General features: G+C 64.5%; 23 protein-coding genes and 1 tRNA gene. 3 read left to right on the top strand and 21 right to left on the bottom strand.

What is annotated here, in order from left to right; genetic code table 11:
- Positions 1-73: 73 nt before the first annotated feature.
- The 6 genes from IVA75_RS05915 to IVA75_RS05890 all read right to left on the bottom strand — a co-directional run bounded on the left by IVA75_RS05915 (position 74) and on the right by IVA75_RS05890 (position 4,632).
- Entirely contained in the window at positions 74-541 is a 468-nt protein-coding gene (locus IVA75_RS05915) for a low molecular weight phosphatase family protein (protein WP_247285704.1), read from the bottom strand.
- Between the two features lie 5 nt (positions 542-546).
- Positions 547-1,044: a UPF0262 family protein gene (locus tag IVA75_RS05910; protein WP_018453111.1), complete on the bottom strand. Its 498-nt coding sequence runs from the start codon at positions 1,042-1,044 to the stop codon at positions 547-549.
- Positions 1,041-2,336 (bottom strand): histidinol dehydrogenase, encoded by a 1,296-nt coding sequence (gene hisD, locus IVA75_RS05905; RefSeq protein WP_247285702.1) that lies wholly within the window; start codon positions 2,334-2,336, stop codon positions 1,041-1,043. The genes IVA75_RS05910 and hisD overlap by 4 nt, the downstream gene beginning before the upstream one ends.
- A 152-nt stretch (positions 2,337-2,488) precedes the next feature.
- Positions 2,489-2,926 carry a DUF2948 family protein gene (locus IVA75_RS05900; protein ID WP_247285700.1) on the bottom strand — a complete coding sequence of 146 codons (438 nt, stop codon included), beginning with the start codon at positions 2,924-2,926 and terminating at the stop codon, positions 2,489-2,491.
- Between the two features lie 81 nt (positions 2,927-3,007).
- Positions 3,008-3,667 carry an NAD(P)H-binding protein gene (locus IVA75_RS05895; RefSeq protein ID WP_247285698.1) on the bottom strand — a complete coding sequence of 220 codons (660 nt, stop codon included), beginning with the start codon at positions 3,665-3,667 and terminating at the stop codon, positions 3,008-3,010.
- A 26-nt stretch (positions 3,668-3,693) separates the two neighbouring features.
- On the bottom strand, positions 3,694-4,632 hold the full coding sequence (locus tag IVA75_RS05890) for an SDR family oxidoreductase (protein ID WP_247285696.1): 939 nt from the start codon (positions 4,630-4,632) through the stop codon (positions 3,694-3,696).
- An 82-nt stretch (positions 4,633-4,714) separates the two neighbouring features.
- On the opposite strand from IVA75_RS05890, the gene IVA75_RS05885 reads away from it, so the two are divergent.
- A complete protein-coding gene (locus IVA75_RS05885; protein ID WP_247285694.1) occupies positions 4,715-5,368 on the top strand; it encodes a TetR/AcrR family transcriptional regulator in 654 nt (217 codons plus the stop codon).
- Between the two features lie 6 nt (positions 5,369-5,374).
- Here IVA75_RS05885 and IVA75_RS05880 read toward each other — a convergent pair whose 3' ends face one another.
- The 5 genes from IVA75_RS05880 to IVA75_RS05860 all read right to left on the bottom strand — a co-directional run bounded on the left by IVA75_RS05880 (position 5,375) and on the right by IVA75_RS05860 (position 9,356).
- Positions 5,375-6,199 carry an alpha/beta hydrolase gene (locus IVA75_RS05880; protein WP_247285692.1) on the bottom strand — a complete coding sequence of 275 codons (825 nt, stop codon included), beginning with the start codon at positions 6,197-6,199 and terminating at the stop codon, positions 5,375-5,377.
- Positions 6,200-6,218: 19 nt separating this feature from the next.
- Positions 6,219-6,728 (bottom strand): hypothetical protein, encoded by a 510-nt coding sequence (locus IVA75_RS05875; RefSeq protein ID WP_027565720.1) that lies wholly within the window; start codon positions 6,726-6,728, stop codon positions 6,219-6,221.
- Positions 6,729-6,959: 231 nt separating this feature from the next.
- A complete protein-coding gene (locus IVA75_RS05870; RefSeq protein ID WP_027565721.1) occupies positions 6,960-7,268 on the bottom strand; it encodes an EthD family reductase in 309 nt (102 codons plus the stop codon).
- Positions 7,269-7,394: 126 nt separating this feature from the next.
- Positions 7,395-9,101, bottom strand: coding sequence for an FAD-dependent oxidoreductase (locus tag IVA75_RS05865; RefSeq protein ID WP_247285690.1), 1,707 nt, complete (start codon positions 9,099-9,101; stop codon positions 7,395-7,397).
- 42 nt (positions 9,102-9,143) lie between these two features.
- Positions 9,144-9,356 (bottom strand): hypothetical protein, encoded by a 213-nt coding sequence (locus tag IVA75_RS05860; RefSeq protein WP_247285688.1) that lies wholly within the window; start codon positions 9,354-9,356, stop codon positions 9,144-9,146.
- 315 nt (positions 9,357-9,671) lie between these two features.
- On the opposite strand from IVA75_RS05860, the gene IVA75_RS05855 reads away from it, so the two are divergent.
- Positions 9,672-9,746 (top strand) — tRNA-Thr (locus tag IVA75_RS05855).
- Between the two features lie 1,328 nt (positions 9,747-11,074).
- Here IVA75_RS05855 and IVA75_RS05850 read toward each other — a convergent pair.
- From IVA75_RS05850 to IVA75_RS05835, 4 genes are all read right to left on the bottom strand, one after another.
- A complete protein-coding gene (locus IVA75_RS05850) occupies positions 11,075-11,554 on the bottom strand; it encodes a cyclic nucleotide-binding domain-containing protein (RefSeq protein WP_247285851.1) in 480 nt (159 codons plus the stop codon).
- Positions 11,555-11,732: 178 nt separating this feature from the next.
- Positions 11,733-12,353 carry a ferric reductase-like transmembrane domain-containing protein gene (locus IVA75_RS05845; RefSeq protein ID WP_247285685.1) on the bottom strand — a complete coding sequence of 207 codons (621 nt, stop codon included), beginning with the start codon at positions 12,351-12,353 and terminating at the stop codon, positions 11,733-11,735.
- A gap of 11 nt (positions 12,354-12,364) precedes the next feature.
- A complete protein-coding gene (locus IVA75_RS05840; RefSeq protein WP_247285683.1) occupies positions 12,365-12,868 on the bottom strand; it encodes a Twin-arginine translocation pathway signal in 504 nt (167 codons plus the stop codon).
- 136 nt (positions 12,869-13,004) lie between these two features.
- On the bottom strand, positions 13,005-13,427 hold the full coding sequence (locus tag IVA75_RS05835) for an MgtC/SapB family protein (RefSeq protein ID WP_247285681.1): 423 nt from the start codon (positions 13,425-13,427) through the stop codon (positions 13,005-13,007).
- 235 nt (positions 13,428-13,662) lie between these two features.
- Between IVA75_RS05835 and IVA75_RS05830 the strand changes: the two genes are divergently transcribed.
- Positions 13,663-14,658 (top strand): LLM class flavin-dependent oxidoreductase, encoded by a 996-nt coding sequence (locus IVA75_RS05830; RefSeq protein WP_247285679.1) that lies wholly within the window; start codon positions 13,663-13,665, stop codon positions 14,656-14,658.
- Positions 14,659-14,786: 128 nt separating this feature from the next.
- On the opposite strand, the gene IVA75_RS05825 is transcribed toward IVA75_RS05830, so the two are convergent.
- From IVA75_RS05825 to IVA75_RS05800, 6 genes are read right to left on the bottom strand one after another with little or no spacing between them, the layout of a single operon-like run.
- Complete coding sequence (locus IVA75_RS05825) at positions 14,787-15,662, bottom strand: amidohydrolase family protein (RefSeq protein ID WP_247285677.1); 876 nt, start codon at positions 15,660-15,662, stop codon at positions 14,787-14,789.
- A 13-nt stretch (positions 15,663-15,675) separates the two neighbouring features.
- A complete protein-coding gene (locus tag IVA75_RS05820) occupies positions 15,676-16,068 on the bottom strand; it encodes a RidA family protein (RefSeq protein ID WP_247285675.1) in 393 nt (130 codons plus the stop codon).
- Between the two features lie 23 nt (positions 16,069-16,091).
- Positions 16,092-16,895 carry a 2-oxo-hept-4-ene-1,7-dioate hydratase gene (gene hpaH, locus IVA75_RS05815; RefSeq protein WP_247285674.1) on the bottom strand — a complete coding sequence of 268 codons (804 nt, stop codon included), beginning with the start codon at positions 16,893-16,895 and terminating at the stop codon, positions 16,092-16,094.
- 3 nt (positions 16,896-16,898) lie between these two features.
- Positions 16,899-17,759 carry a fumarylacetoacetate hydrolase family protein gene (locus IVA75_RS05810; RefSeq protein WP_247285673.1) on the bottom strand — a complete coding sequence of 287 codons (861 nt, stop codon included), beginning with the start codon at positions 17,757-17,759 and terminating at the stop codon, positions 16,899-16,901.
- 43 nt (positions 17,760-17,802) lie between these two features.
- Entirely contained in the window at positions 17,803-18,420 is a 618-nt protein-coding gene (locus IVA75_RS05805) for a flavin reductase family protein (RefSeq protein ID WP_247285672.1), read from the bottom strand.
- 3 nt (positions 18,421-18,423) lie between these two features.
- A complete protein-coding gene (locus IVA75_RS05800; RefSeq protein ID WP_247285671.1) occupies positions 18,424-19,389 on the bottom strand; it encodes a tripartite tricarboxylate transporter substrate binding protein in 966 nt (321 codons plus the stop codon).
- Between the last annotated feature and the right edge of the window lie 103 nt (positions 19,390-19,492).

Below are 19,492 nucleotides of genomic sequence, written 5' to 3'. Positions count from 1 at the left end.
GACTTTACTGATTCGACGGGTACAGGATGCGTGTGCCCGCAGTCTGTGACGCGGGTGTTACGGGCGCCGAATGCTAGCCGTTCGCCGCGCCCACCTTCGAAAACCGCCGGCGAATGCGCATCAGGAGCTGGTCGCAGACGTCGCGATAGGCAGCCAACTTCTGGTCGCGGCTACCTTCCATGGTGGTGGGATCTTGCGTCGGCCAGTACTCGACGTCGGCGGCGAGCGTGCGGGTCAGCTCCAGCGCCTTGTGGTGCGCCTCCGGCGAGAGCGTGATGATCAGGTCGAAATTGAGCCCCTCCCAGTCCTCCAGCTCCTCGAAGGTCTGCGGCTTGTGGGTGGAGATGTCCTGGCCGAGCTCGGCCATCACGGACACCGCGAACGGATCGAGCTCGCCGCGCCTCGCGCCGGCCGACTTCACGTAGAGGCCCTGCGGAAACATGTGCCGCAGCAGGCTCTCCGCCATCGGCGAGCGCACGCTGTTCATGGCGCAGGCGAACAGCACCGATTGCGGATCGCGTGCGCGTGGCGGACCCGCCATCGCGCTTAACCCTTCCAGTGCAGGACAGTAATGAGCGTGAACAGCCGGCGCGAGGTCTCGAAATCGACCCGCACCTTGCCCTTCAGCCGCTCCTGCAGCGTACGCGATCCCTCGTCATGAATGCCGCGGCGGCCCATGTCGATGGCCTCGATCTTGTCCGGCGTCGCCGTGCGGATCGCCTGGTAGTAGCTGTCGCAGATCATGAAATAATCCTTCACGATCCGCCGGAACGGCGTCAGCGACAACAGATGCGCAACCACGGGCGTGCCGTCCTCGCGGCGGATGTCGAACATCAGCCGGCTGCCGGTGATGCCGATATGCAGCGTGAACGGCCCCTTCCCGTCGGCGCCCTCCGGCGCGAACAGGTTCTGCTCGATCAAATCGTAGATCGCGATCGCGCGCTCATGCTCGATGTCGGGCCCGGAACGGCCGATCGAGTCCTCGTCGAGCGTGACGCCGACGATGCGATTGGTCGAGTCGTCCTGTTCGGGCGGCTGGGTCATGACAAATTGAGGCGCAATCCAATCGAGCGCGAATGAGCATCTAGCCCCTCCGCCTTACCGAGAATCATCGCGGCCGGACCCAGCGCACGCAGCTGATCCGGGCCGCATTTCAGGATCGAGGTGCGCTTGAGGAAATCGTGCACCGAAAGACCCGACGAGAATCGTGCCGAGCGCGCCGTCGGCAGCACGTGGTTGGAGCCGCCGACATAGTCGCCGATCGCCTCCGGTGTATGCGGCCCGAGGAACACGGCACCAGCGTTGCGGATCCTTGCGGCGAGCGCGTCGGGATCTTGCGTCATGATCTCGAGATGCTCGGCGGCAATCGCATCCGCGAGCGGAATGGCGTCGTTGAGGTTCTTCACCATGATGATGGCGCCGAAATCGGCCCACGAGGCGCTGGCAATCGCGGCGCGCGGCAGCGTCTTCAACTGCGCCTCGACGGCCTTTTCGACATCGGCGGCAAGGCGCGCGGAATCGGTGATCAGGATCGACTGCGCGCTGGCATCGTGCTCGGCCTGGGCCAGCAGGTCGGCGGCAATCCAGTCGGCATTGCCGGTGTCATCGGCGATGACAAGCACCTCGGAGGGACCGGCGATCATGTCGATGCCGACCTTGCCGAACACCAGCCGCTTTGCCGCGGCGACATAGGCGTTGCCGGGTCCGACGATCTTGACGACAGGCGCGATCGTCGCGGTGCCATGCGCGAGCGCGGCAATCGCCTGCGCGCCGCCGACGCGATAGATCTCGGTGACGCCGCCAAGTTTTGCTGCCGCCAGCACCAGCGGATTGAGCTTGCCGTCGGGCGAGGGCACCACCATGACGAGACGCGCCACGCCCGCGACCTTTGCCGGCACCGCATTCATCAGCACCGAGGACGGATAGGCCGCGGTGCCGCCGGGCACGTAGAGGCCGGCGGATTCGATCGCGGTGTAACGCCAGCCGAGCTCGACGCCGAGCTGATCGGTGAAGCGCTCGTCCTTCGGCAGTTGGCGGCTGTGATAGGTCTCGATGCGATCGCGCGCGAGCTTGAGCGCATCCAGCGTCGCTGCATCGCAGGCTTTCACCGCGGCCTCGATCTCGGCGGCGGTGACGCGCAGGCCGGATGCATCGAGCGTCAGCCGGTCGAACTTTGCCGTGGCCTCGAGCAGGGCGGCATCGCCCCGCTTCGCCACGTCGTCGACGATGGCACGCGCGGCCGCCTCGACATCGGCCGAGGCCTCGCGCTTGGTGGCGAGGAAGGCCCCGAATCGCTGGTCAAAATCGGCGCTGCTGCGGTCGAGACGAACGGGCATCTTGGCTTCTAACTGGTTTTTGGGGGCGCGGCTTGGCTCACCAGGCCCCTGCTCAATGGCGCGGCGGGGAAGCTGCGTCAACCCTTGGGCCGGGCCGTTCCCCTCCGGCGTCGTCCTGGCAAAAGCGGAATGCGTGGCCTTGGCATGCCACCTCACCCCTCCCCTTCAGCCTCCAACCCCGTCCCCAGCTGATCCGCCCCCAGATCAGTCAGCTCGCATTCAAGGCATTCGACGTCGAGGCGGATGGCGCCGCCTTGGGCAAACAGCAGCAGCGCGCTCCCGCCGGGGGCATCCTGGCCGTGGAATTCGATGCCGACGAGATCCAGGACAGTGTCCGGCGCGTCGAGGTCGATGTTGCGCGCCTTGCAGGCGAGCACGCGGTCGAAACGGAGGGCCGCCACCAGCCGGCGCGGCTTGGCCTCGCCGTCCAGCGTCTGCTCCCAGTCCAACCGGCTCATGCCGACGACCAGCCGCTTTTCGCTTTGGCGCCAGATGATGTCCGAGGGCTGCACGCGGGCGTCCTGGACGTGGGCCGAGATCACGGAGAGGTCGTCGGCGTCGAGTGCGATCAGTTTGAGCTGGGGAGACATCGACGGCGCTTTCTGCTTCGGGCGGACGGGGCTCAACGCGGGCGGCCGGCGAAATTTCCCTAGAACTAACGGCCCACCGGACTAGAGGCTATTGATATCCTCCATCTCCAGCACCGTTCGCGGATACCCCTCCCGCGCAACCCGGATCATGGCGCGGCCGATCTGCTCGGTCGAGGTGACGAACCGCGGCGAGAGCCGGCGCAGCACCGACCACAGTGGCCAGGTTGCCGCATACACGGCCTGCACCCACGCGGTCTTGGAGCGGGCACCGTGGAGCGGTTGGATCGCACCGGGCCGGAACATGTAGGCTGCCTTGAACGGAAGCTTGAGCAGATCGTTCTCGGTCTTGCCCTTGATCCGCGCCCACATCCGCGAACCCTGCTCGGTGGAATCAGTGCCGGCACCCGTGACATAGACGAATGTCATCTGCGGATTGAGCCGGGCCAGCACGGTCGCCGCTGCGAGCGTGAGGTCATAGGTGAGATGACGGTAGCGCTCTTCGCTCATGCCGATCGAGGAGACGCCGAGGCAGAAGAAGCAGGCGTCGAAGCCGGTGAGCTGCGTTTCGATCGCCGAGTAGTCCATGAAATCGCCGTGCGTGATCTCGGTGAGCTTGGCGTTGCGCACGCCGGTCGGGCTGCGGCCGACCACGAGCACGCGGCCGATGCCGGCATCGACCAGGCATTCGCGCAAGACGCCCTGCCCGACCATGCCGGTCGCGCCGAAGATGATGATCTGCATCGGGACCTCCCCGACAGGCCCGCGGCTCATGCGGCGGCCGCGATCTCGTCGAAGGATACACCGGTCAAAGTCGCCGAGACATCCCACAGCATGGCTGCCGAGGCGAAATCCTTTGCCTTCGGCATGATCTTCGCCGGACGCGGTGGCCCTTTCAATTCGTAGAACCCGTTCGGACCGTAATAGCCGCCGGGCTCCGCTGCCGGCGAGGTCGCCGCCAACAAGGTGGGCAGCGCGCCTTCCGCGGCAGACTGGCTGATGAAGGGCTGCAGCCACCGGCTCACACGCGACTGCAAACTGCTGGTGCCCGGCCCGTTCGAAATCAGATCGGTCCGCGCGTAGCCGGGATGTGCGGCAAGGCTCGTCAGACCCCAGCCTGCGGCGAGGCTGCGGCGCTGCAACTCCAGCGAAAACATCAGCATCGCCAGCTTGGACTGGCAATAAGCCCGCCACGGACGATAGGAATGCCTAGCCTGCAGATCGTCGAAATTGATCGAACCGGAGCGGTGCGCAAGGCTCGAGAGGTTGACGACCCGAGCCGCCTTCGCCCGACGAAGCTGCGGCAACAGCTGCGCCGTGAGCGCGTAATGACCGAGATAATTGGTGCCGAGCTGCATCTCGAAACCGTCCGCCGTCTGCTGCCGCTTCGGCAGCGCCATCACGCCGGCATTGTTGACAAGCAGGTCGAGCTGCTCGTTGCTGGCGGCGAAGCGCCTGGCGAAATCGGCAACGGAGGTTAGACTGGCGAGGTCGAGATGCTCGTAGGCGATCAGCGCATTGGGAAAGCGCTCGCAAATGCCATCGATCGCGCGCAGGCCCTTTGCGTCGTTGCGCCCCGTGAGTATGACAATGGCACCGGCGCCCGCCAGCGCCATCGCCGTCTCGTAGCCGAGGCCGCCCGTCGCTCCGGTCACGACGGCAGTCTTGCCGCTGAGGGAGGGGATGTCTGCCGTGGTCCAGTCGGTCATGCCATAGCTCCGTCGGGCTGGGAAAAGGCCCGCGACGGGTCTAAATGTGCACTGGGTGCAACTTTGCAAGTGGTGAAATGATTTGAAGCTTTCGAAGCTCGCCGGGAAATCGGTCAACAAGCGCACCAAGCCATTGCCGGCAGGAGCAAAATCCCCCGATGGCCCCGGCCTGCGCCAGCGTAAATTGCAGGCGACCCGCGAGCGGTTGACCCGCGCCGCGATGGCACTCTTCCTGGAGCGCGGCTTCGAGGCCACGACCATCGACGACATCGCGGCCGCTGCCGACGTGTCGCGACGCAGCTTCTTCCATTATTTCGCCTCGAAAGAGGACGTCGTCGCGGCCTGGCAGGAAGGCGCCGCCGCCGCGCTGGTCGCGGAGGTCGTTGCGCGGCCGGCGGGCGAAACCATGCTGACCGCGGCGGAGAACGCGATCGCGGCGGCGCTCAAGCGGATCGATCCGGCGGAGGCCGCGGCAATGTCGCGGCTCAAGCGCGATAATCCCGCGCTTCGGGCGCGCGACCAGCTCAAATACGAGAAGCTCGAGCGCGCGCTGGCCGAGGGACTTGCCCAGCGCGCCAGAAACAAATCGGACCAGTTGAAGGCACGCCTCGTCGCCATGATCGCCACCGGCGCGATGCGCGTGGGCGGCGAGAGCTGGATCGGCGGAGGAGCGCGGGAGAAGCCGGAAACTTTCGTCAAGCGCACCTTCGACGCGATCAGGGCGATATTGGAATGAGGCCGCTCACTCCCTGAAGAACGCCAGCAGGTCCGCGTTGATGGTCTCGGCGTGCGTCGTCGGCATGCCGTGCGGGAATCCTTTGTAGGTCTTCAGCGTGCCGTTCTTCAAGAGCTTGGCCGACAGCGGCGCGGAGTCGGCGTAAGGCACGATCTGGTCGTCGTCGCCGTGCATCACCAGCACCGGCACATTGATCTTCTTCAGATCCTCGGTAAAGTCGGTTTGCGAAAACGCGACGATGCCGTCGTAATGGGCTTTCGCGCCGCCCATCATGCCCTGGCGCCACCAGTTCTGGATCACCGCTTCCGAGGGCTTTGCGCCGGGACGATTGTAGCCATAGAAGGGGCCGGCCGCGATGTCGCGGTAGAAGCTGGCGCGGCCGGCAGCGAGCTGCACCTGGAAATCGTCGAACACGCTCTTCGGCAGGCCGCCAGGATTCGCGTCCGTCTTCAGCATCAGCGGCGGCACCGCGGACAGGATCGCGGCCTTCGCCACCCGGTTCTCGCCATGGCGCGCGATGTAATGCACCACTTCGCCGCCGCCGGTGGAGTGGCCGACATGGATCGCATTCTTCAGGTCGAGATGGGCGGTCACGGCCGCGAGATCATCGGCATAATGATCCATGTCATGGCCGTCGGCGACCTGCGACGAACGACCATGGCCGCGACGGTCATGGGCGATGACGCGATAGCCGCGCGTCACGAAGAACATCATCTGCGCGTCCCAGTCGTCGGCCGACAGCGGCCATCCGTGGCTGAACACGATCGGCTGGCCCGAGCCCCAGTCCTTGTAGAAGATCTCGACGCCGTCCTTGGTGGTGATGGTGGGCATTGTCAGGCTCCTTGAATGATCAGGCGAACGCCATCGGCTTGAAGCGGCGCCAGGCGCCGATGGTGAGCACCACGAAGAACACCAGCACGAGGCCCTGCACCACGGCGAACACGGGGCCTCCGGGCGGCGCCGGCGCCACGGCGGGCGCGAGCGCGGCGAGCGCCGGCACCTTCAGGAACGACTGGATCACCAGCACGAAGACGTTGAAATACAGCGAGATCATCGCGGTCACGATGTAGACCGGTCGCCAGACGCCCGCGAGCTTCATGCCGTACAGCGCGAGGCAGGCGATCGCGAGCAGGACCAGCGAGATGATCCCGATGATGTGCGACGGCAGCAGCTCCTTGAACGGAAACAGGAAGCCGGTGGCGCTGGTGAGGATCGTGAACGCTAAGAAAATCGCGGTGAGGCCCGGCATCGGCTTCGAGCCGAGCAGGCCGAACATCACGACGAGGCCGGCGGCGATGCCGATCAGGCTGATGACGACATGAACCAGCGTGAAGGCGGGCAAGCTCAACCCAAGAACCATGACATCTCTCCTATTCTCTGCATCGAGTTCGGGAGATTGATATTACGGCCCTCATCAGATTGCCACACGCGCTGGCGTCACACATGCGTGCGCAGCCATGCGTCATCGTGCGAATCGAAAACGCATGGCTGAATTATTTGCACCGCTGTCATAAACGACGGCAGGCTTTCAACGAAAGTTGAATCGAATAGGCGGGGGCGCTCGCGAGGTGCGAGCGCCCCTGCACACGTCTCACACTTCCTTGGTGTCGAAGATCAGCAGGTCGGCGCCGCCGCTGGCGAATTTCGGCACGTCAGCGCCGGTCGCCTTGCCTTCCGGGCTGCCGAATGCCGCCTGGATGTCGGCCGCGCTGTCGAAGGTGAGAATGGCGACCAGATGGATTCCGGACGGTCCGGCGGGGGAGCCGACCGGCCCCTTGCTGATGGCGTACTTCTTCAGGCCGGGAAGTTTCTTGGCAAGCGGAATGTGGGTCTCGGCATAATACTTGTCGAAGGCCGCAGCATCCGTGGGCGTTTTATACAGCACGACGATTTCAGCCATTTAGTTCCTCCCATTTGAGTCTTTGTTCTTCCACGGGCGTTTGGCCTCGCGACGAGGGGATAGTCCGTGGGACACGTCGGGATGGCAAGTCACATTCGCCTTGCCATCTGCGTGTCTTCTACTTGACTAAAGCGCCGGCTTTGCGGCGTCGCCGAGATAGCCGTGCAGGGAGGCCACGACCTGCGCGCCCTCGCCGATGGCACCGCCGACGCGCTTGACCGAGCCGGAGCGGACGTCGCCGACCGCGTAGACGCCGGGCACCGACGTCTCCAGCGGTGCAACCAGCCGGCCCTGGTTCTGCTCGGACTGCGCGCCGGTGACGACGAAGCCGCCGCGATCGAGCGTCACGCCGCAGCCGTCGAGCCAGTTGGTGGCGGGATCGGCGCCGACGAACAGGAAGAGATTGCGGATGTCGGCGAAGTCCTCGTCGGCCGACAGCCGGCTTTTCCAGCGGATACGCCGCAGCAGCGAGGCCTCGTCGCCTTGGAGCGCCGTGATCTCGGTGTTGAACATCAGTTCGATGTTCGGCGTGGCTTCGATGCGCTCGATGAGATAGCGCGACATGCTGGCGCCGAGACCGCCGCCGCGGATGATCATCAGCACTTTCTTGGCGTGCCCCGAGAGGAACACGGCCGCCTGCCCCGCCGAGTTGCCGGCACCGACCAGCGCCACCTCCTCGCCGGCGCACAGCTTCGCCTCGACCGGCGAGGCCCAATACCAGACGCCGCGGCCTTCGAATTTATCGAGGTTCTCGATCTCGGGCCGGCGATAGCGCGCGCCGCTGGCGACCACCACCGCGCGCGAATGCAGGGGGTCGCAGCCGTCAAGCGCCACCGAAAACGCGCCATCCTTGCGCGTGCAGTCGAGCGACTTCACCGTCACCGGGATCATGATCTCCGCGCCGAATTTTTGTGCCTGGTTGAAGGCGCGCGCGGTCAGGGCCTGGCCGGAAATTCCGGTCGGAAAGCCGAGATAGTTTTCGATGCGCGCGCTGGCGCCGGCCTGGCCGCCGAAGGCGCGGGTGTCGAGCACGGCCACCGAGAGACCTTCGGACGCGGCATAGACGGCGGTGGCGAGTCCAGCCGGCCCGGAGCCGACGATCGCGACGTCGTAGATGCGGTCGTTGCGCGGGCCGCCGATCATGCCGATCGCGCGCGCAAGCTCGGTTTCGCCGGGATTGCGCAGCACCGCACCGTCGGGAGTGACGACCAGCGGCCAGTCGTCCGGCTTGGGCGAATAACGCGCGATGACGTCGGCGGCGTCGCGATCGCGCGCGGGATCGAGCAGATGATGCGGCTGGCCGTTGCGGGTGAGGAAGCCCTGCAACCGCACCACGCCTGCCGAATGCGACGGACCGATCAGCACGACGCCGCCGACGCCGCCCTGGAGCAGATTGACCCGGCGCAGGATCAGCGCGCGCATGATGCGCTCGCCGAGCTCGGCCTCGGCGACCAGCAGCGCGCGCAGCCGCTCCGGCGGCAACAGCAGCGTCTCGACATCGCCTTCGGCGCGACCGTCGACCAGCGCCGGCCGTCCGGAGAGCTGGCTCAGCTCGGCCAAAAATTGCCCCGGCCCCTGGTCGATCAACGGGGTCACATGGCCAAGGCCGTCGCGCTGGGTGATGGCGACGTGGCCCTTCAGCACGACGAACATGCCGGGCCCCGGCTTGCCGGTCTCGAACAGGAATTCCCCATCGGCATAGTTGCGGACCTCGCCGAAATGCCTCATCCGCTCGATCTCGGCCGATGTCAGCGTCGGAAAGGTCTGTTCAGGGCGGGTGAACCGCGACATCTGCGCGTCACTCTCGGGTCGTTGCGATTCGTCCTGCCCCATTGCCACGTCCATGCTCTCCAAAGAAATTCCAGCCGTCGGATTCTAGCCGCCGGTCTTGTCGGCGGTCCCCTCATCTAGGGAACCATCTTCATTCTGCGAGGGGTCGGCACTTGTGGCGCGTTCGCGCGCCTGCACCTTCCGCCGCTTCAAATTTTCGCGCAGCGCCGATTTCAGCCGGTCGTCGCGGGACGCCCTCGCCTGCTGCGAGTCCTGTCTCGAATCCTGTCGCTCGCTCTTGTCGTTCTCGTCAGCCATCGGGGTCCATTACAGCGATCGGCGATAACATGCCCGAGGAATAAGGCAGCTCAAGAGGCCCGCGCGATCCGATCGTGCGAAAATCGAAATGGATCGAACCCGGCGCGTCGGGCAACTGGCCAGTTGGGTGGGGATATCGGAACCGAACCCGCGGAAAGTCGGCCGTTTCGAGCCAAAACAGGCACTTTGGCCCCGATATCGACCCGATTTTATCGCTTTGGCGGAGCTAGCAAGCTTGCACAGGAGGGGGGCTTGTGGCAGATATCGGCCCGCTTGGTAGGCCCCTCGTGGCGGCCGATTCTTACCCCAGCACATGCTGCCGTAGCTCAGTGGTAGAGCACTCCATTGGTAATGGAGAGGTCGACAGTTCAATCCTGTCTGGCAGCACCATTCCCTGGCTCAAATCGCACGTTAAGTAGCCTTCTCGCGGCATGAGCTGCCCGAGTTTTGCTTCTACCTTGACCCTCCTCTGTGAAGAGGGCGCAGGGAAGACCGGGTGCCGGCTGGCACCCGCGGTCCGCTGCGCGAAAATGTAGCGCAAAAAGACCGCACAGCAGCATACAGGTGACGCCGAACACTCGGCCTTCCCTGCGCAGTGGGTTGACGGCTTATGCCGCGCTCTCCCCGGCGACGAGTTCCTTTTTGTCACCGTCGCCTTGCGAATTGACGATGGACAAAGACCCGGTTGAGTCTCGATCCATCTCCGCAAGGCTTGACCGTAGCAACGACGGCCAGGACCACACGATTTTGCCGTACGCAGCGATCCGGCTTTGCCAAGAGGCTTCGCCGGACACTGGCGCCGTTCGTCCGCACGCTAGACAAGACCTCACGAGGTTCATCTCGCCCTGGTCCGCCTTCGTGCCCGACGCTGCCGCGTCCACCACCCCCCGATCCACGTTCGTTACGACGGACGATCGCCCCTCTCCCTGGACCGGAATGGCGGATTGATACTGTGATTCCGAATTTCGGTAAAGCGGAATGTTTTTGTGGGGGAGGGTTGACGGGGTTTTGCGGGAGGCGGGTATTTTGCCCGACGGGTCGCCCTTGGCTGCGCGTACTCCTTTCGCCATTATCGGTGGATCCAAGAGGCAATCCTGGGACAGGAATTTCTCAGCGCACTGCGAGCAACAAAAATTCGACAATCTGGAATAGTCGAAATGGCGTGGGAAAAGATCGTCAAGCGAATTGGGGTGGGTTGTTGCCCAGAATGTCAAAGCCCTGGCTTTGACTATCAAGAAGGCGCAAATCCTCACGATGACGAAAGAGCCGCGGCTCTATGTCCGAACTGTGGATGGAAAGGGATGCTTGGCCAAATGCGAATCATCCCGGAGCCGGGCACAAAATGGGGCATCGCAAAAAATGAGTGACGTGAAACGGACGTCATTGATCGCCCTGCTCGCGCGATTGGTGGGCTTCACGCTTGGCGGAGCCGTTCTCGGATTCGCGGCTATGCTGATCGGGACCTCGTTTCTAGGTGGCGTACAGGGAGGCATTTCACAGCGATTGGACGCTCGTTGTGCTCCTTGGAATCCTCGTTGGGTGGAGTTGCAGGGGCCAAAGGCGCCACCCGCCTCGTCAAGTCCTGGCGCAGCTAAGGAATTGTTCGGTGGCCAAGCATGCTTGATCGCAAACTCGTAGGATGGGTAGAGCGAAGCGAAACCCATCGAAGTATCGTGCGGTGGCGAAACATGATGGGTTTCGCAAGTGCTCTACCCATCCTACGCACTGTCCTCACCCAATTTCTGTCCGGTGAAGCGATCGTCGGAACGGCGAAGCCGCCGGCAGAGTTCGCGATTGATGTTCTGCAGGACGATCACATAGGCGTGGATGTCCGCCTTGTAGCAGGCGTAGAGCTTCTGGGCGGTCAGCTCGTAGAGTACGGTCGGACTCTCCGCGATCACCGTGGCAGAACGATTCTGCATTTCGATCAGCGTCATTTCACCGAAGAAATCGCCGGGCTCCAGAACTGAAATCGGAATGATGCTCCCAGAATTCGCCCGCTTGCTGACCGCAAGGCGACCGGATTTGACGATGAACAGCGAGCGTCCAGGCTCGCCCTCCGTCACGACGGTTACTCCGGTATCAAATCGGCACTCGACCAGCATCGACATCAGGAGGTCGAGACTTTGATCCGGAATACCGCCAAAGAACGGTGTGGCGAGCAGGAATGCCTTCACGTCGGGGACACTGACGGCCATCTCGTGAGGATAATCTTCATGGCCATCTGCGGCAAGCAGAGCAGATCGGCGCTGACGACGCCGAACGTATTGGAACAAGGCGGTCAGCGAAATTTCGTAGGATGGGTAGAGCACTTGCGAAACCCATCATGCTTCCGCCTAGACCAAGTGCGATGGGTTTCGCTTCGCTCTACCCATCCTACGCACTCTCGCCGCGGAGCGTTCGCCTTCTCCAGAGGTCAACCAGCACCTTGACGGTCGCCGCAAGCACAGCTGCGCACAGCGCCGCCTTCGAGATCGTCTCCATCGTTCCCTCGATCAGCAGGCAATGGACCACACTGCCTGCGACGATGACGATCGCGAGCGGAAGATGGACGATGCGCCAGGTGCGCAGCCGCAATCCCAAGCGCCGCCGGAGCAGCGCCAGAAGCGCGACGGTGAAGATGGCCCACATGGCGGTCACGCCGTAGGGGGAGAACGGCGTCGGTGACGTATAGGTCAGGGCGTCGATCATGTCGGGCGGGCTGGTGATCCAGAGGCCTGCGACGTGAACCATGACGGCCAGAACCAGCGTGCCACCGATCCAGTGATGGGCGCGCCGGCCACGATAGGCCGACAGTCCCGGCAGGTCTCCGCCGATCAGCAGGGGCTGAACGAGCACGAGACCGAGCGCGACGATGCCAGCGAAGCCCGCGAGGATGTAGACCGGACCGCGCCATGCGAGTTGTTCGCTTCCCGCAGCGAGCGCGATCGGCACGCAAATGGCCAAGGCAAGGGCGAGCCAGATCAGGGGCGCCCGGGCCGATCTTCGCCCCTTCATCTCCAATGCGATCAGGCCGACTGCAGGACGAAGTGCGCCTCGAGGCTGGTTTCCTTTGCGCTCCGCATGATCGGCCGCAGAAAGACCGTCTTGAACTCACCGCTGTCATAGGCGAGGTGGCCATGCGGCTGGCCGAAGATGGGAATGATCTGCGGCATCTCGAGCCGGAACTTGCCGTCCTTGTCAGCCAGCGTGGCGCCATGGCTCTGCGGCTCGTGCTCCTGCCCTTCGGTGGTGTGTGCCCAGATCTGGATGCGCTGACCTGCGAGCGGCGCCCCGTCGCCGGCGCGGCGCACGGTGCCGCTCATCCAGAAGCCGCCCTTGCCGATCCGCTCCACGATCGCCGCGCCCTTGCGGTAGTTGTTCGCGCCGCCAGACATTGTCTCGGTCGGTGCAAGGCCGTCCGCGCGGGCAGGCAACAGCAGGCCGGGAACGCCGGTTGCCAAAAGGCCGGTTGCGACGATCGAGCTGCCCGCGGCGAGGAGGCTCCGGCGATTGAGTACGACCGTGGTCATGTCGGTTCCTCCTGGCGAGCGTCCAATGGCTCAGCGAGTGTACAACAACAGGGGCCCGACGCCCAGTTGGGCCGGGGGGCGCAACGGGCCGCAATGACGGTGTTGTGAACGGGGGTGCAGACCGCTCGCACCTGCATCAGTGATCGTCGTCTTCCTTGACCAACGTCAACAAGCGAAGGGTCAGGAACGTGAACACGGCGACAGTCACCGCGACATCAAAAGCGCCGAGCCCGACGGAAACGCCGATGGCGCCGGTCGCCCAGAGGCTCGCGGCCGTTGCAGTGCCCTGCACCGAATTCCCCTGCTTGAGAATCGCGCCACCGCCGATGAAGCCGATGCCGGTGATGAGGCCCTCGATCACCTTTGCCATCCCGTCAGGCGAATGCACGAGCAGGCTTTCGCTGGCCTGCACGAAGCCGCAGCTTGCCATTGCGACCAGCGGAAAGGTGCGCAAGCCCGCGCTTCGAGCCCGCTTCTCACGGTCCCAGCCAATGGGAACGGCGAGCGCGAAGGCCGCAGCCAGCGCGACGACATGAACGCCGATGTTGAATCTGTCCAAAGAAAGCCCCCGAAATGAAAATCGTAGCCATTGATCAAACCGGCCGGCAACGCCGCAATGCGGCCCGCGGTTTCCATGCAGGCGAATTTGCCGCATGCCTCAGCGCAGCGATGGCTTCGCCTCCACGCAATGGAGTCGCCGGCGCAGCACCATGATCGTTTCGGCTGGTATTCCCGGGGCCGGCTCCTACATGTCGAGTCCACGTTTCCATCGCATGCTCCATCCGGACCCGCCCATGATCCCCTTCTCCGTGCTCGACCTCGCCCCCATCCGACAGGGCGGCGACGCATCACAAGCGTTCCGTAACTCGCTCGATCTCGCGCAGCATTCGGAAGCCTGGGGCTACAAGCGCTTTTGGCTGGCCGAGCATCACAACATGACGGGCATCGCGAGTGCGGCGACGTCGGTGGTGATCGGGCATGTCGCGGGCGGCACCAAGACGATCCGGGTCGGATCCGGGGGGATCATGCTGCCGAACCATTCGCCGCTGGTCATCGCCGAGCAGTTCGGCACGCTGGCCTCGCTCTATCCCGGACGGATCGATCTCGGGCTCGGCCGGGCGCCCGGCACCGACCAGTTCACCGCGCGGGCGCTGCGGCGCGATCTCGCCACCAGCTCCGAGAATTTTCCGCAGGACGTGCTGGAGCTGCAGGCGTTGCTCGGCGACGTGCAGCCGAACCAGGCCATCCGGGCCGTGCCGGGCATGGGGACGAAGGTGCCGCTGTGGATCCTGGGATCCAGCACCTTTGGCGCGCAGCTCGCAGGCATGCTCGGCCTGCCGTTCGCGTTCGCCTCGCATTTCGCACCGCAAATGATGATGCCGGCGCTGCGGGAGTATCGCGCGCGCTTCGAACCCTCGGCGCAGCTCGACAAGCCCTACGCGATGGTTGGCGTCAACGTGTTTGCCGCCGACAGCGAGGCGGACGCGCAGAGGATGTTCTCATCGCTGCAGCAGCAGTTCATCAATCTGCGCCGCGGCACGCCCGGCCCGCTGCCGCCGCCGGTCGACGACATGGACGCGCTGTGGTCGCCGGCCGAAAAGGCGATGGTCGGCCAGTCGCTGTCGTGCTCGGCGGTCGGCTCGCCTGAAACGATCGAACAGAAGCTGAAGGCGCTGATCGCTGAGACAAGCGCTGACGAATTGATGACCACGGGGCAGATCTACGACCACGCCGCGAGGCTGCGCTCGTTCGAGATTGCAGCCGGGGTAAGGGATCGGCTGGCGGGGTGAGGCCAGAGTCTGGCGCGGTCGACTTGCGATGGCGCGTCCGTCAGAGCGCAGCGAAGCAATCCAGAGTGCTTCTGCGGAAGCAAGTCTGGATTGCTTCGTCGCTCCGCTCCTCGCAATGACGGGTCGCCCTAATCCGGAAAGCCGAACAGCCTTGCCGGATTGTGCACCAATATCTTTTCCAGCTCCGCCTGGTCGGGCGCGTAGCGATACATCAGCTCGAGCAGATCGGCGTCGTTGGGCGGCTGCTTCACCGAGACCGGATGCGGCCAGTCGCTGGCCCAGACGCAGCGGTCGACGGCCGCCTCGATATAGGCGCGCGCGATCGGAATGACGTCGTCGTAGGGCGGCCCAAGCTTCGAGGTCTTCTCGCCGAGCGACAGCATCACCCAGAAATTGCCCTTGGCGAGGAGCTCCAGCATCTTGCGCAGGTTCGGATCGTTTCTGCCGGCTTCCGGATCGGGCCGTGCCATGTGGTCGATCAGCACGGGCACGTCGAGATTCTCGTATTTGGCGACGCTCGACATGATGCCGTCCTTCTCGGGCTGGATCTTGACGTACCAGCCGAGCTCGCGGATGCGCGCAATGGCTCGGGCGAAATCGGCATCCGACAGCACGGCGCCGAGCTCCTGGCGGAAGCTGAAGCGCGCGCCGCGGACCCCAGCATCATGCAGCTTGGCGAGATACGAATCGTTCGCCTCGGCAAACACCAGCGCGTTGGCGCAGCCGCGATAGTTCGGGCCCATCGCGGCGAGACCGTCGAGCACGACGGCATGGTCGGCGCCATAGGTGGTGGTCTGCACGATGACGCCGCGCTCGATGCCGAGCGTCTTGTGCACGCGCAGCGCCGCTTCCCAGGTCGCGGTCGGCATCCGATAGGCCGCACCGGGTCGTTCCGGATATTTGTCGATGGGGCCGAGCACGTGAAACTGGCTGTCGACGGTTTTGGGCGGCGGCGCCTTGACCGGGCGGCGCGGGTTCGGGTCGAACGGCAGATAGGTCGGCATACGCGAAACTCCCTCAGTCGATCATTGCGGTGAAGTCACACTGCACCAGCGCGCCGCCATCCATGTTGTCCATCGGCAGCGCGTGGCGCGCCGGGCGTGAATGCTCGTCCGGAAACATCTTCAACCATTCGACATTCACGGGCCCGCGCTGCGTACGGTCTTTCAGCCACACCGTCATCTTGATGATGTCGTCGGTGGTGCCGCCGGCGGCCTCAACCGTCGCCTTCATATGCGCGAACATATTGGCGCATTGTGCCTCCAGGCTCTCGGGCATTGCGCCAGCCGCATCGCGGCCGAGGATGACGCCCGACATCACGAGATTGCCGATGCGGCAGGCGTTCGGAATCGGGTTGGCGTGCTTGAAGCCGCCGATATGGATGCTCTTGCGCCGCGTGTGACCGGTCATGATGCGCTCCCTCTTGCTTTGGTTCAGACGAACTGGCACGACACCGAGCCGAACGCGCCATAGTCGGCATGAAACGTGTCGCCGCGGCGGATGTCGACCGGCCGCGTGAACGATCCCGCCAGCACCACCTCGCCGGCGGCGAGATGCTCGTCATGCGGCGCGAGGCGATTGGCGAGCCAGGCGATGCCGTTGGCGGGATGGTTGAGCACGCCGGCGGCTAGCCCGGTTTCCTCGACCTCGCCGTTGCGGAACAGCAGCGCGCCGATCCAGCGCATGTCCGCGTCCATCGGACGGAACGGCCGGCCGCCAAGCACCAGCGCGGCGTTCGCCGCGTTGTCCGAGATCGTGTCCATGACTTTTCGCGCCTTGCCGGTCTGGGGATCGACGCGGTGCATACGCGTCTCCAGGATCTCCAGTGCGGGCGTGACGTAGTCGGTGGCGTTGAGCACATCGAAGATGGTGCAATCGGGCCCACGCAGCGGCGCCTTCAGCACGAAGGCGAGCTCGACCTCGATGCGCGGCGCGTGGAAGCGGTCGAACGGAATGGGCGTGGCATCGGCATAGAACATGTCGGCGAACAGCACGCCGTAGTCCGGCTCCGAAATGCCGACCGCGTTCTGCATCGCCTTCGAGGTCAGGCCGATCTTGTGGCCCTTGATGACCCGGCCGCGACCGAGCTGGAGTTTTGTCCAGGCGCGCTGAACGGCATAGGCATCCTCGATGCTGAAATCGGGATAGTCTTTGGTGAACATCGTGATCAGCGTCTTGGTGCGCTCGGCCTCGTCGAGGCGCGCGGCAAGGCGTTCGATCGTGGCAGTATCCAGCATGGCCTAACTCTCCGCGGCCACGGTATTGCGCAGCACGCCGATGCGACTGGATTCGACCTCGACAACATCACCGACTTTGAGCCAGCGCGGCGGGTCGAAGCGGGCGCCCGCCCCGGTCGGCGTGCCCGTCACGATCATGTCGCCGGGCTTCAGGGTGGCGAAGGTGGAGAGATAGGAGATCAAAAAATCGAACGGGAACATCAGCCGCTCGGTGGTGTCCTGCTGCCGCACCTCGCCGTTGACGCGGGTGACGATGTCATGGGGGCCGCGCGGGTCGAGCTCGTCCGATGTGACGATCCACGGACCGATGCTGCCGGAGCGATCAAAATTCTTGCCCTGCGTGACGTTAAACTTGCCGTGGCGCAGCCAGTCGCGGATCGTGCCCTCGTTGCACAGCGTCATGCCGAAGATGTGGGACCAGGCCTTTTCGCGCGGAATGTGGCGGCCACCTTGGCCGATCACGATGACGAGCTCGCCTTCGTAGTCGAGCTGATCGGAGACGTGAGGCTTTTCCAGCGGCTGGCCTGAGCCCGTCATCGAGGACATGCTGCGCACGAACAGGCTGGGATATTTGGGCAGGTCGGAGCTGTCTTTATACTCCGCATTGCGCTCGGCGTAGTTGACGCCGATGCACCAGAGCTTTTCCGGCGCCAGCAGCGGCGGCAGCAGCACGAGATTGTCGAGCGCGCAGTCCGGCTTTTGTCCGGCGACGGCCTCCTGCGCGTCAGCCAGCGCATTGGCCGCGATCAGCGCCCTCACATCGGAGAAGTCGCGGCCAATCCGCCGGGTCAGATCGACGACACCGCCTTCGATGGCGGCACCATAGCGCGGCTCTCCCTCCAGGAGATAGCTTATGAGTCGCATGGTCGTTCTCCAATGGTCTTGAGGTGCGGCCGGGGCAGCGCGTTCAGTCTTTCGATTTGGGAGTCTGGAACACGCCACGCAGCGTCACGATCTCGCCGAGCCGGGCGTAACGCGGGCCGCCGATGCGCGCGATCGGATCGAGCGCCGCGGTCTCGACCTTGCCGTCGTTCACGAGTCCGTCGCGGAGGTGGAACATCACGACTTCGCCCACGATGAGACGGCTGCGGGCGTCGCCGAATTCGAGGCACTGCTGGAAGCGGCATTCCATCGCAACGGGTGCAATGCGAAGACGCGGCACCTTGATGCGCTCGCTCGGGATCGTCTCAAGGCCAAGCTCCGCGACCTCGCTGATCTCAGGCGGATGCTCAACCGATGAGTCGTGCACGGCCTGCATCAGCGGGGTGTCGGCGATGTGGATGACGTATTCCTCGGTGTCGAGGATGTTATGCGCAGTGTCCTTGTAGTCCGCGCCCTTGCGGCCGACGCTGATGGCGAGCATCGGCGGCTTCTGCGAGACGAAGGTGAAGGCGCTGAACGGCGCGAGGTTGAGCACGCCCGCGCGCGACAGGCTCGTCACCCAGGCGATCGGACGCGGCACCACGATGCCGGTCATCAGCCGGTAGATGCGCTCGGCGCCGAGCTCGGTGGGGTCGATCCGCATCGATCAATCCGCCTTGATGTTGGCCTTGCGCACGATCGGAATCCATTTGGCGTCCTCACGCTCGAGATAGGCCTTGAATTCGTCGGGCGTCATCGCGACGGCTTCGCCGCCGAGCTTCTCGAACTTGTCGACTACGGCGGGATCCTTCAGGATCGCGGTCAGCGCCTCGTGCAGCTTGTCGATCACGGGCGCCGGCGTGCCTGCCGGCGCGAACAGGCCGGTGAAGGTCTGGCCGTCAAAATCCTTGTAACCAAGCTCGGCGAAGGTCGGCACGTCGGGCAGCGACTTCAGGCGGTGCGGGCTGGTGACGGCCAGCGCCCGGAACAGGCCGGCCTTGATGTGCTGCAGGCTGACCGTGAGCTGGTCGAACGCGAACTGCACCTGCCCGCCCAGGAGATCGTTGACTGCGGGCGCATTGCCACGATAGTGCGCGGTCACCCATTGCAGGTCGAGGCTGGACTGCATCAGCTCGCTGAGCAGATGGTTGGTGGTGCCGGGACCGGGCGAGGCCATCGTCAGCTTGCCGGGCTCGCGCTTGGCGAGATCGATGAATTCCTTGAAATTCGTCGCCTGCACCGACGGATGCACCTCGAGCACCAGCGGCGTCATCGAGATCGTCGTGATCGGCAGGAAGTCCTTCTTCCAATTGTAGGCGTCGCGCTTGTTGATTTCGGTCGCGAACAGCACCGGGCCGTTGGCGCCGACGAACAGCGTGTAGCCATCGGGCGCGGACTTCGCGAACGCCTCGCCCGCGATCATGCCGCCGGCACCCGCCTTGTTCTCGATGATGAAGGGCTGGCCGAGCTTTTCCTGAAGCTTGTCGGCGATGATGCGCGCGGCGCTGTCGACATTGCCGCCGGCCGGATAAGGCACGATCAGCTTGACGTTGCGCGCCGGCCATTGCTGGCCCGACGCCGGTCCCGTCAACATCGCCACTGCGGCAGCTATGGCAATCCAGATTAATCTCATGTTAACCTCCCGACGGCGCTTCCAATTTTAAGTCGAGTGCCCCGAACGTCGTACACGGCATCTCGATTCGGAGCGCAATCTCCAGATGCGCGCTTTACCTGTC

It is taken from the genome of Bradyrhizobium sp. 134 (assembly GCF_023074155.1).
Taxonomy (GTDB): Bacteria; Pseudomonadota; Alphaproteobacteria; order Rhizobiales; family Xanthobacteraceae; genus Bradyrhizobium.
Note: the sequence above shows the minus strand (reverse complement) of the source record. Positions and strands in the feature narration are given on the sequence as shown.

Coding starts and splice junctions, on each gene's coding strand:
- IVA75_RS05890 (WP_247285696.1), bottom strand. CDS start 4,632: ATGACCGACTGGACCACGGCAGACATCCCCTCCCTCAGCGGCAAGACT.
- IVA75_RS05865 (WP_247285690.1), bottom strand. CDS start 9,101: ATGGGGCAGGACGAATCGCAACGACCCGAGAGTGACGCGCAGATGTCG.
- hisD (WP_247285702.1), bottom strand. CDS start 2,336: ATGCCCGTTCGTCTCGACCGCAGCAGCGCCGATTTTGACCAGCGATTC.
- IVA75_RS05840 (WP_247285683.1), bottom strand. CDS start 12,868: ATGACCACGGTCGTACTCAATCGCCGGAGCCTCCTCGCCGCGGGCAGC.
- IVA75_RS05870 (WP_027565721.1), bottom strand. CDS start 7,268: ATGGCTGAAATCGTCGTGCTGTATAAAACGCCCACGGATGCTGCGGCC.
- IVA75_RS05805 (WP_247285672.1), bottom strand. CDS start 18,420: ATGCGGATCGACCCCACCGAGCTCGGCGCCGAGCGCATCTACCGGCTG.
- hpaH (WP_247285674.1), bottom strand. CDS start 16,895: ATGCTGGATACTGCCACGATCGAACGCCTTGCCGCGCGCCTCGACGAG.
- IVA75_RS05915 (WP_247285704.1), bottom strand. CDS start 541: ATGGCGGGTCCGCCACGCGCACGCGATCCGCAATCGGTGCTGTTCGCC.
- IVA75_RS05825 (WP_247285677.1), bottom strand. CDS start 15,662: ATGCCGACCTATCTGCCGTTCGACCCGAACCCGCGCCGCCCGGTCAAG.
- IVA75_RS05900 (WP_247285700.1), bottom strand. CDS start 2,926: ATGTCTCCCCAGCTCAAACTGATCGCACTCGACGCCGACGACCTCTCC.
- IVA75_RS05820 (WP_247285675.1), bottom strand. CDS start 16,068: ATGACCGGTCACACGCGGCGCAAGAGCATCCATATCGGCGGCTTCAAG.
- IVA75_RS05810 (WP_247285673.1), bottom strand. CDS start 17,759: ATGCGACTCATAAGCTATCTCCTGGAGGGAGAGCCGCGCTATGGTGCC.
- IVA75_RS05860 (WP_247285688.1), bottom strand. CDS start 9,356: ATGGCTGACGAGAACGACAAGAGCGAGCGACAGGATTCGAGACAGGAC.
- IVA75_RS05800 (WP_247285671.1), bottom strand. CDS start 19,389: ATGAGATTAATCTGGATTGCCATAGCTGCCGCAGTGGCGATGTTGACG.
- IVA75_RS05880 (WP_247285692.1), bottom strand. CDS start 6,199: ATGCCCACCATCACCACCAAGGACGGCGTCGAGATCTTCTACAAGGAC.
- IVA75_RS05875 (WP_027565720.1), bottom strand. CDS start 6,728: ATGGTTCTTGGGTTGAGCTTGCCCGCCTTCACGCTGGTTCATGTCGTC.
- IVA75_RS05850 (WP_247285851.1), bottom strand. CDS start 11,554: ATGGCCGTCAGTGTCCCCGACGTGAAGGCATTCCTGCTCGCCACACCG.
- IVA75_RS05845 (WP_247285685.1), bottom strand. CDS start 12,353: ATGAAGGGGCGAAGATCGGCCCGGGCGCCCCTGATCTGGCTCGCCCTT.
- IVA75_RS05910 (WP_018453111.1), bottom strand. CDS start 1,044: ATGACCCAGCCGCCCGAACAGGACGACTCGACCAATCGCATCGTCGGC.
- IVA75_RS05830 (WP_247285679.1), top strand. CDS start 13,663: ATGATCCCCTTCTCCGTGCTCGACCTCGCCCCCATCCGACAGGGCGGC.
- IVA75_RS05895 (WP_247285698.1), bottom strand. CDS start 3,667: ATGCAGATCATCATCTTCGGCGCGACCGGCATGGTCGGGCAGGGCGTC.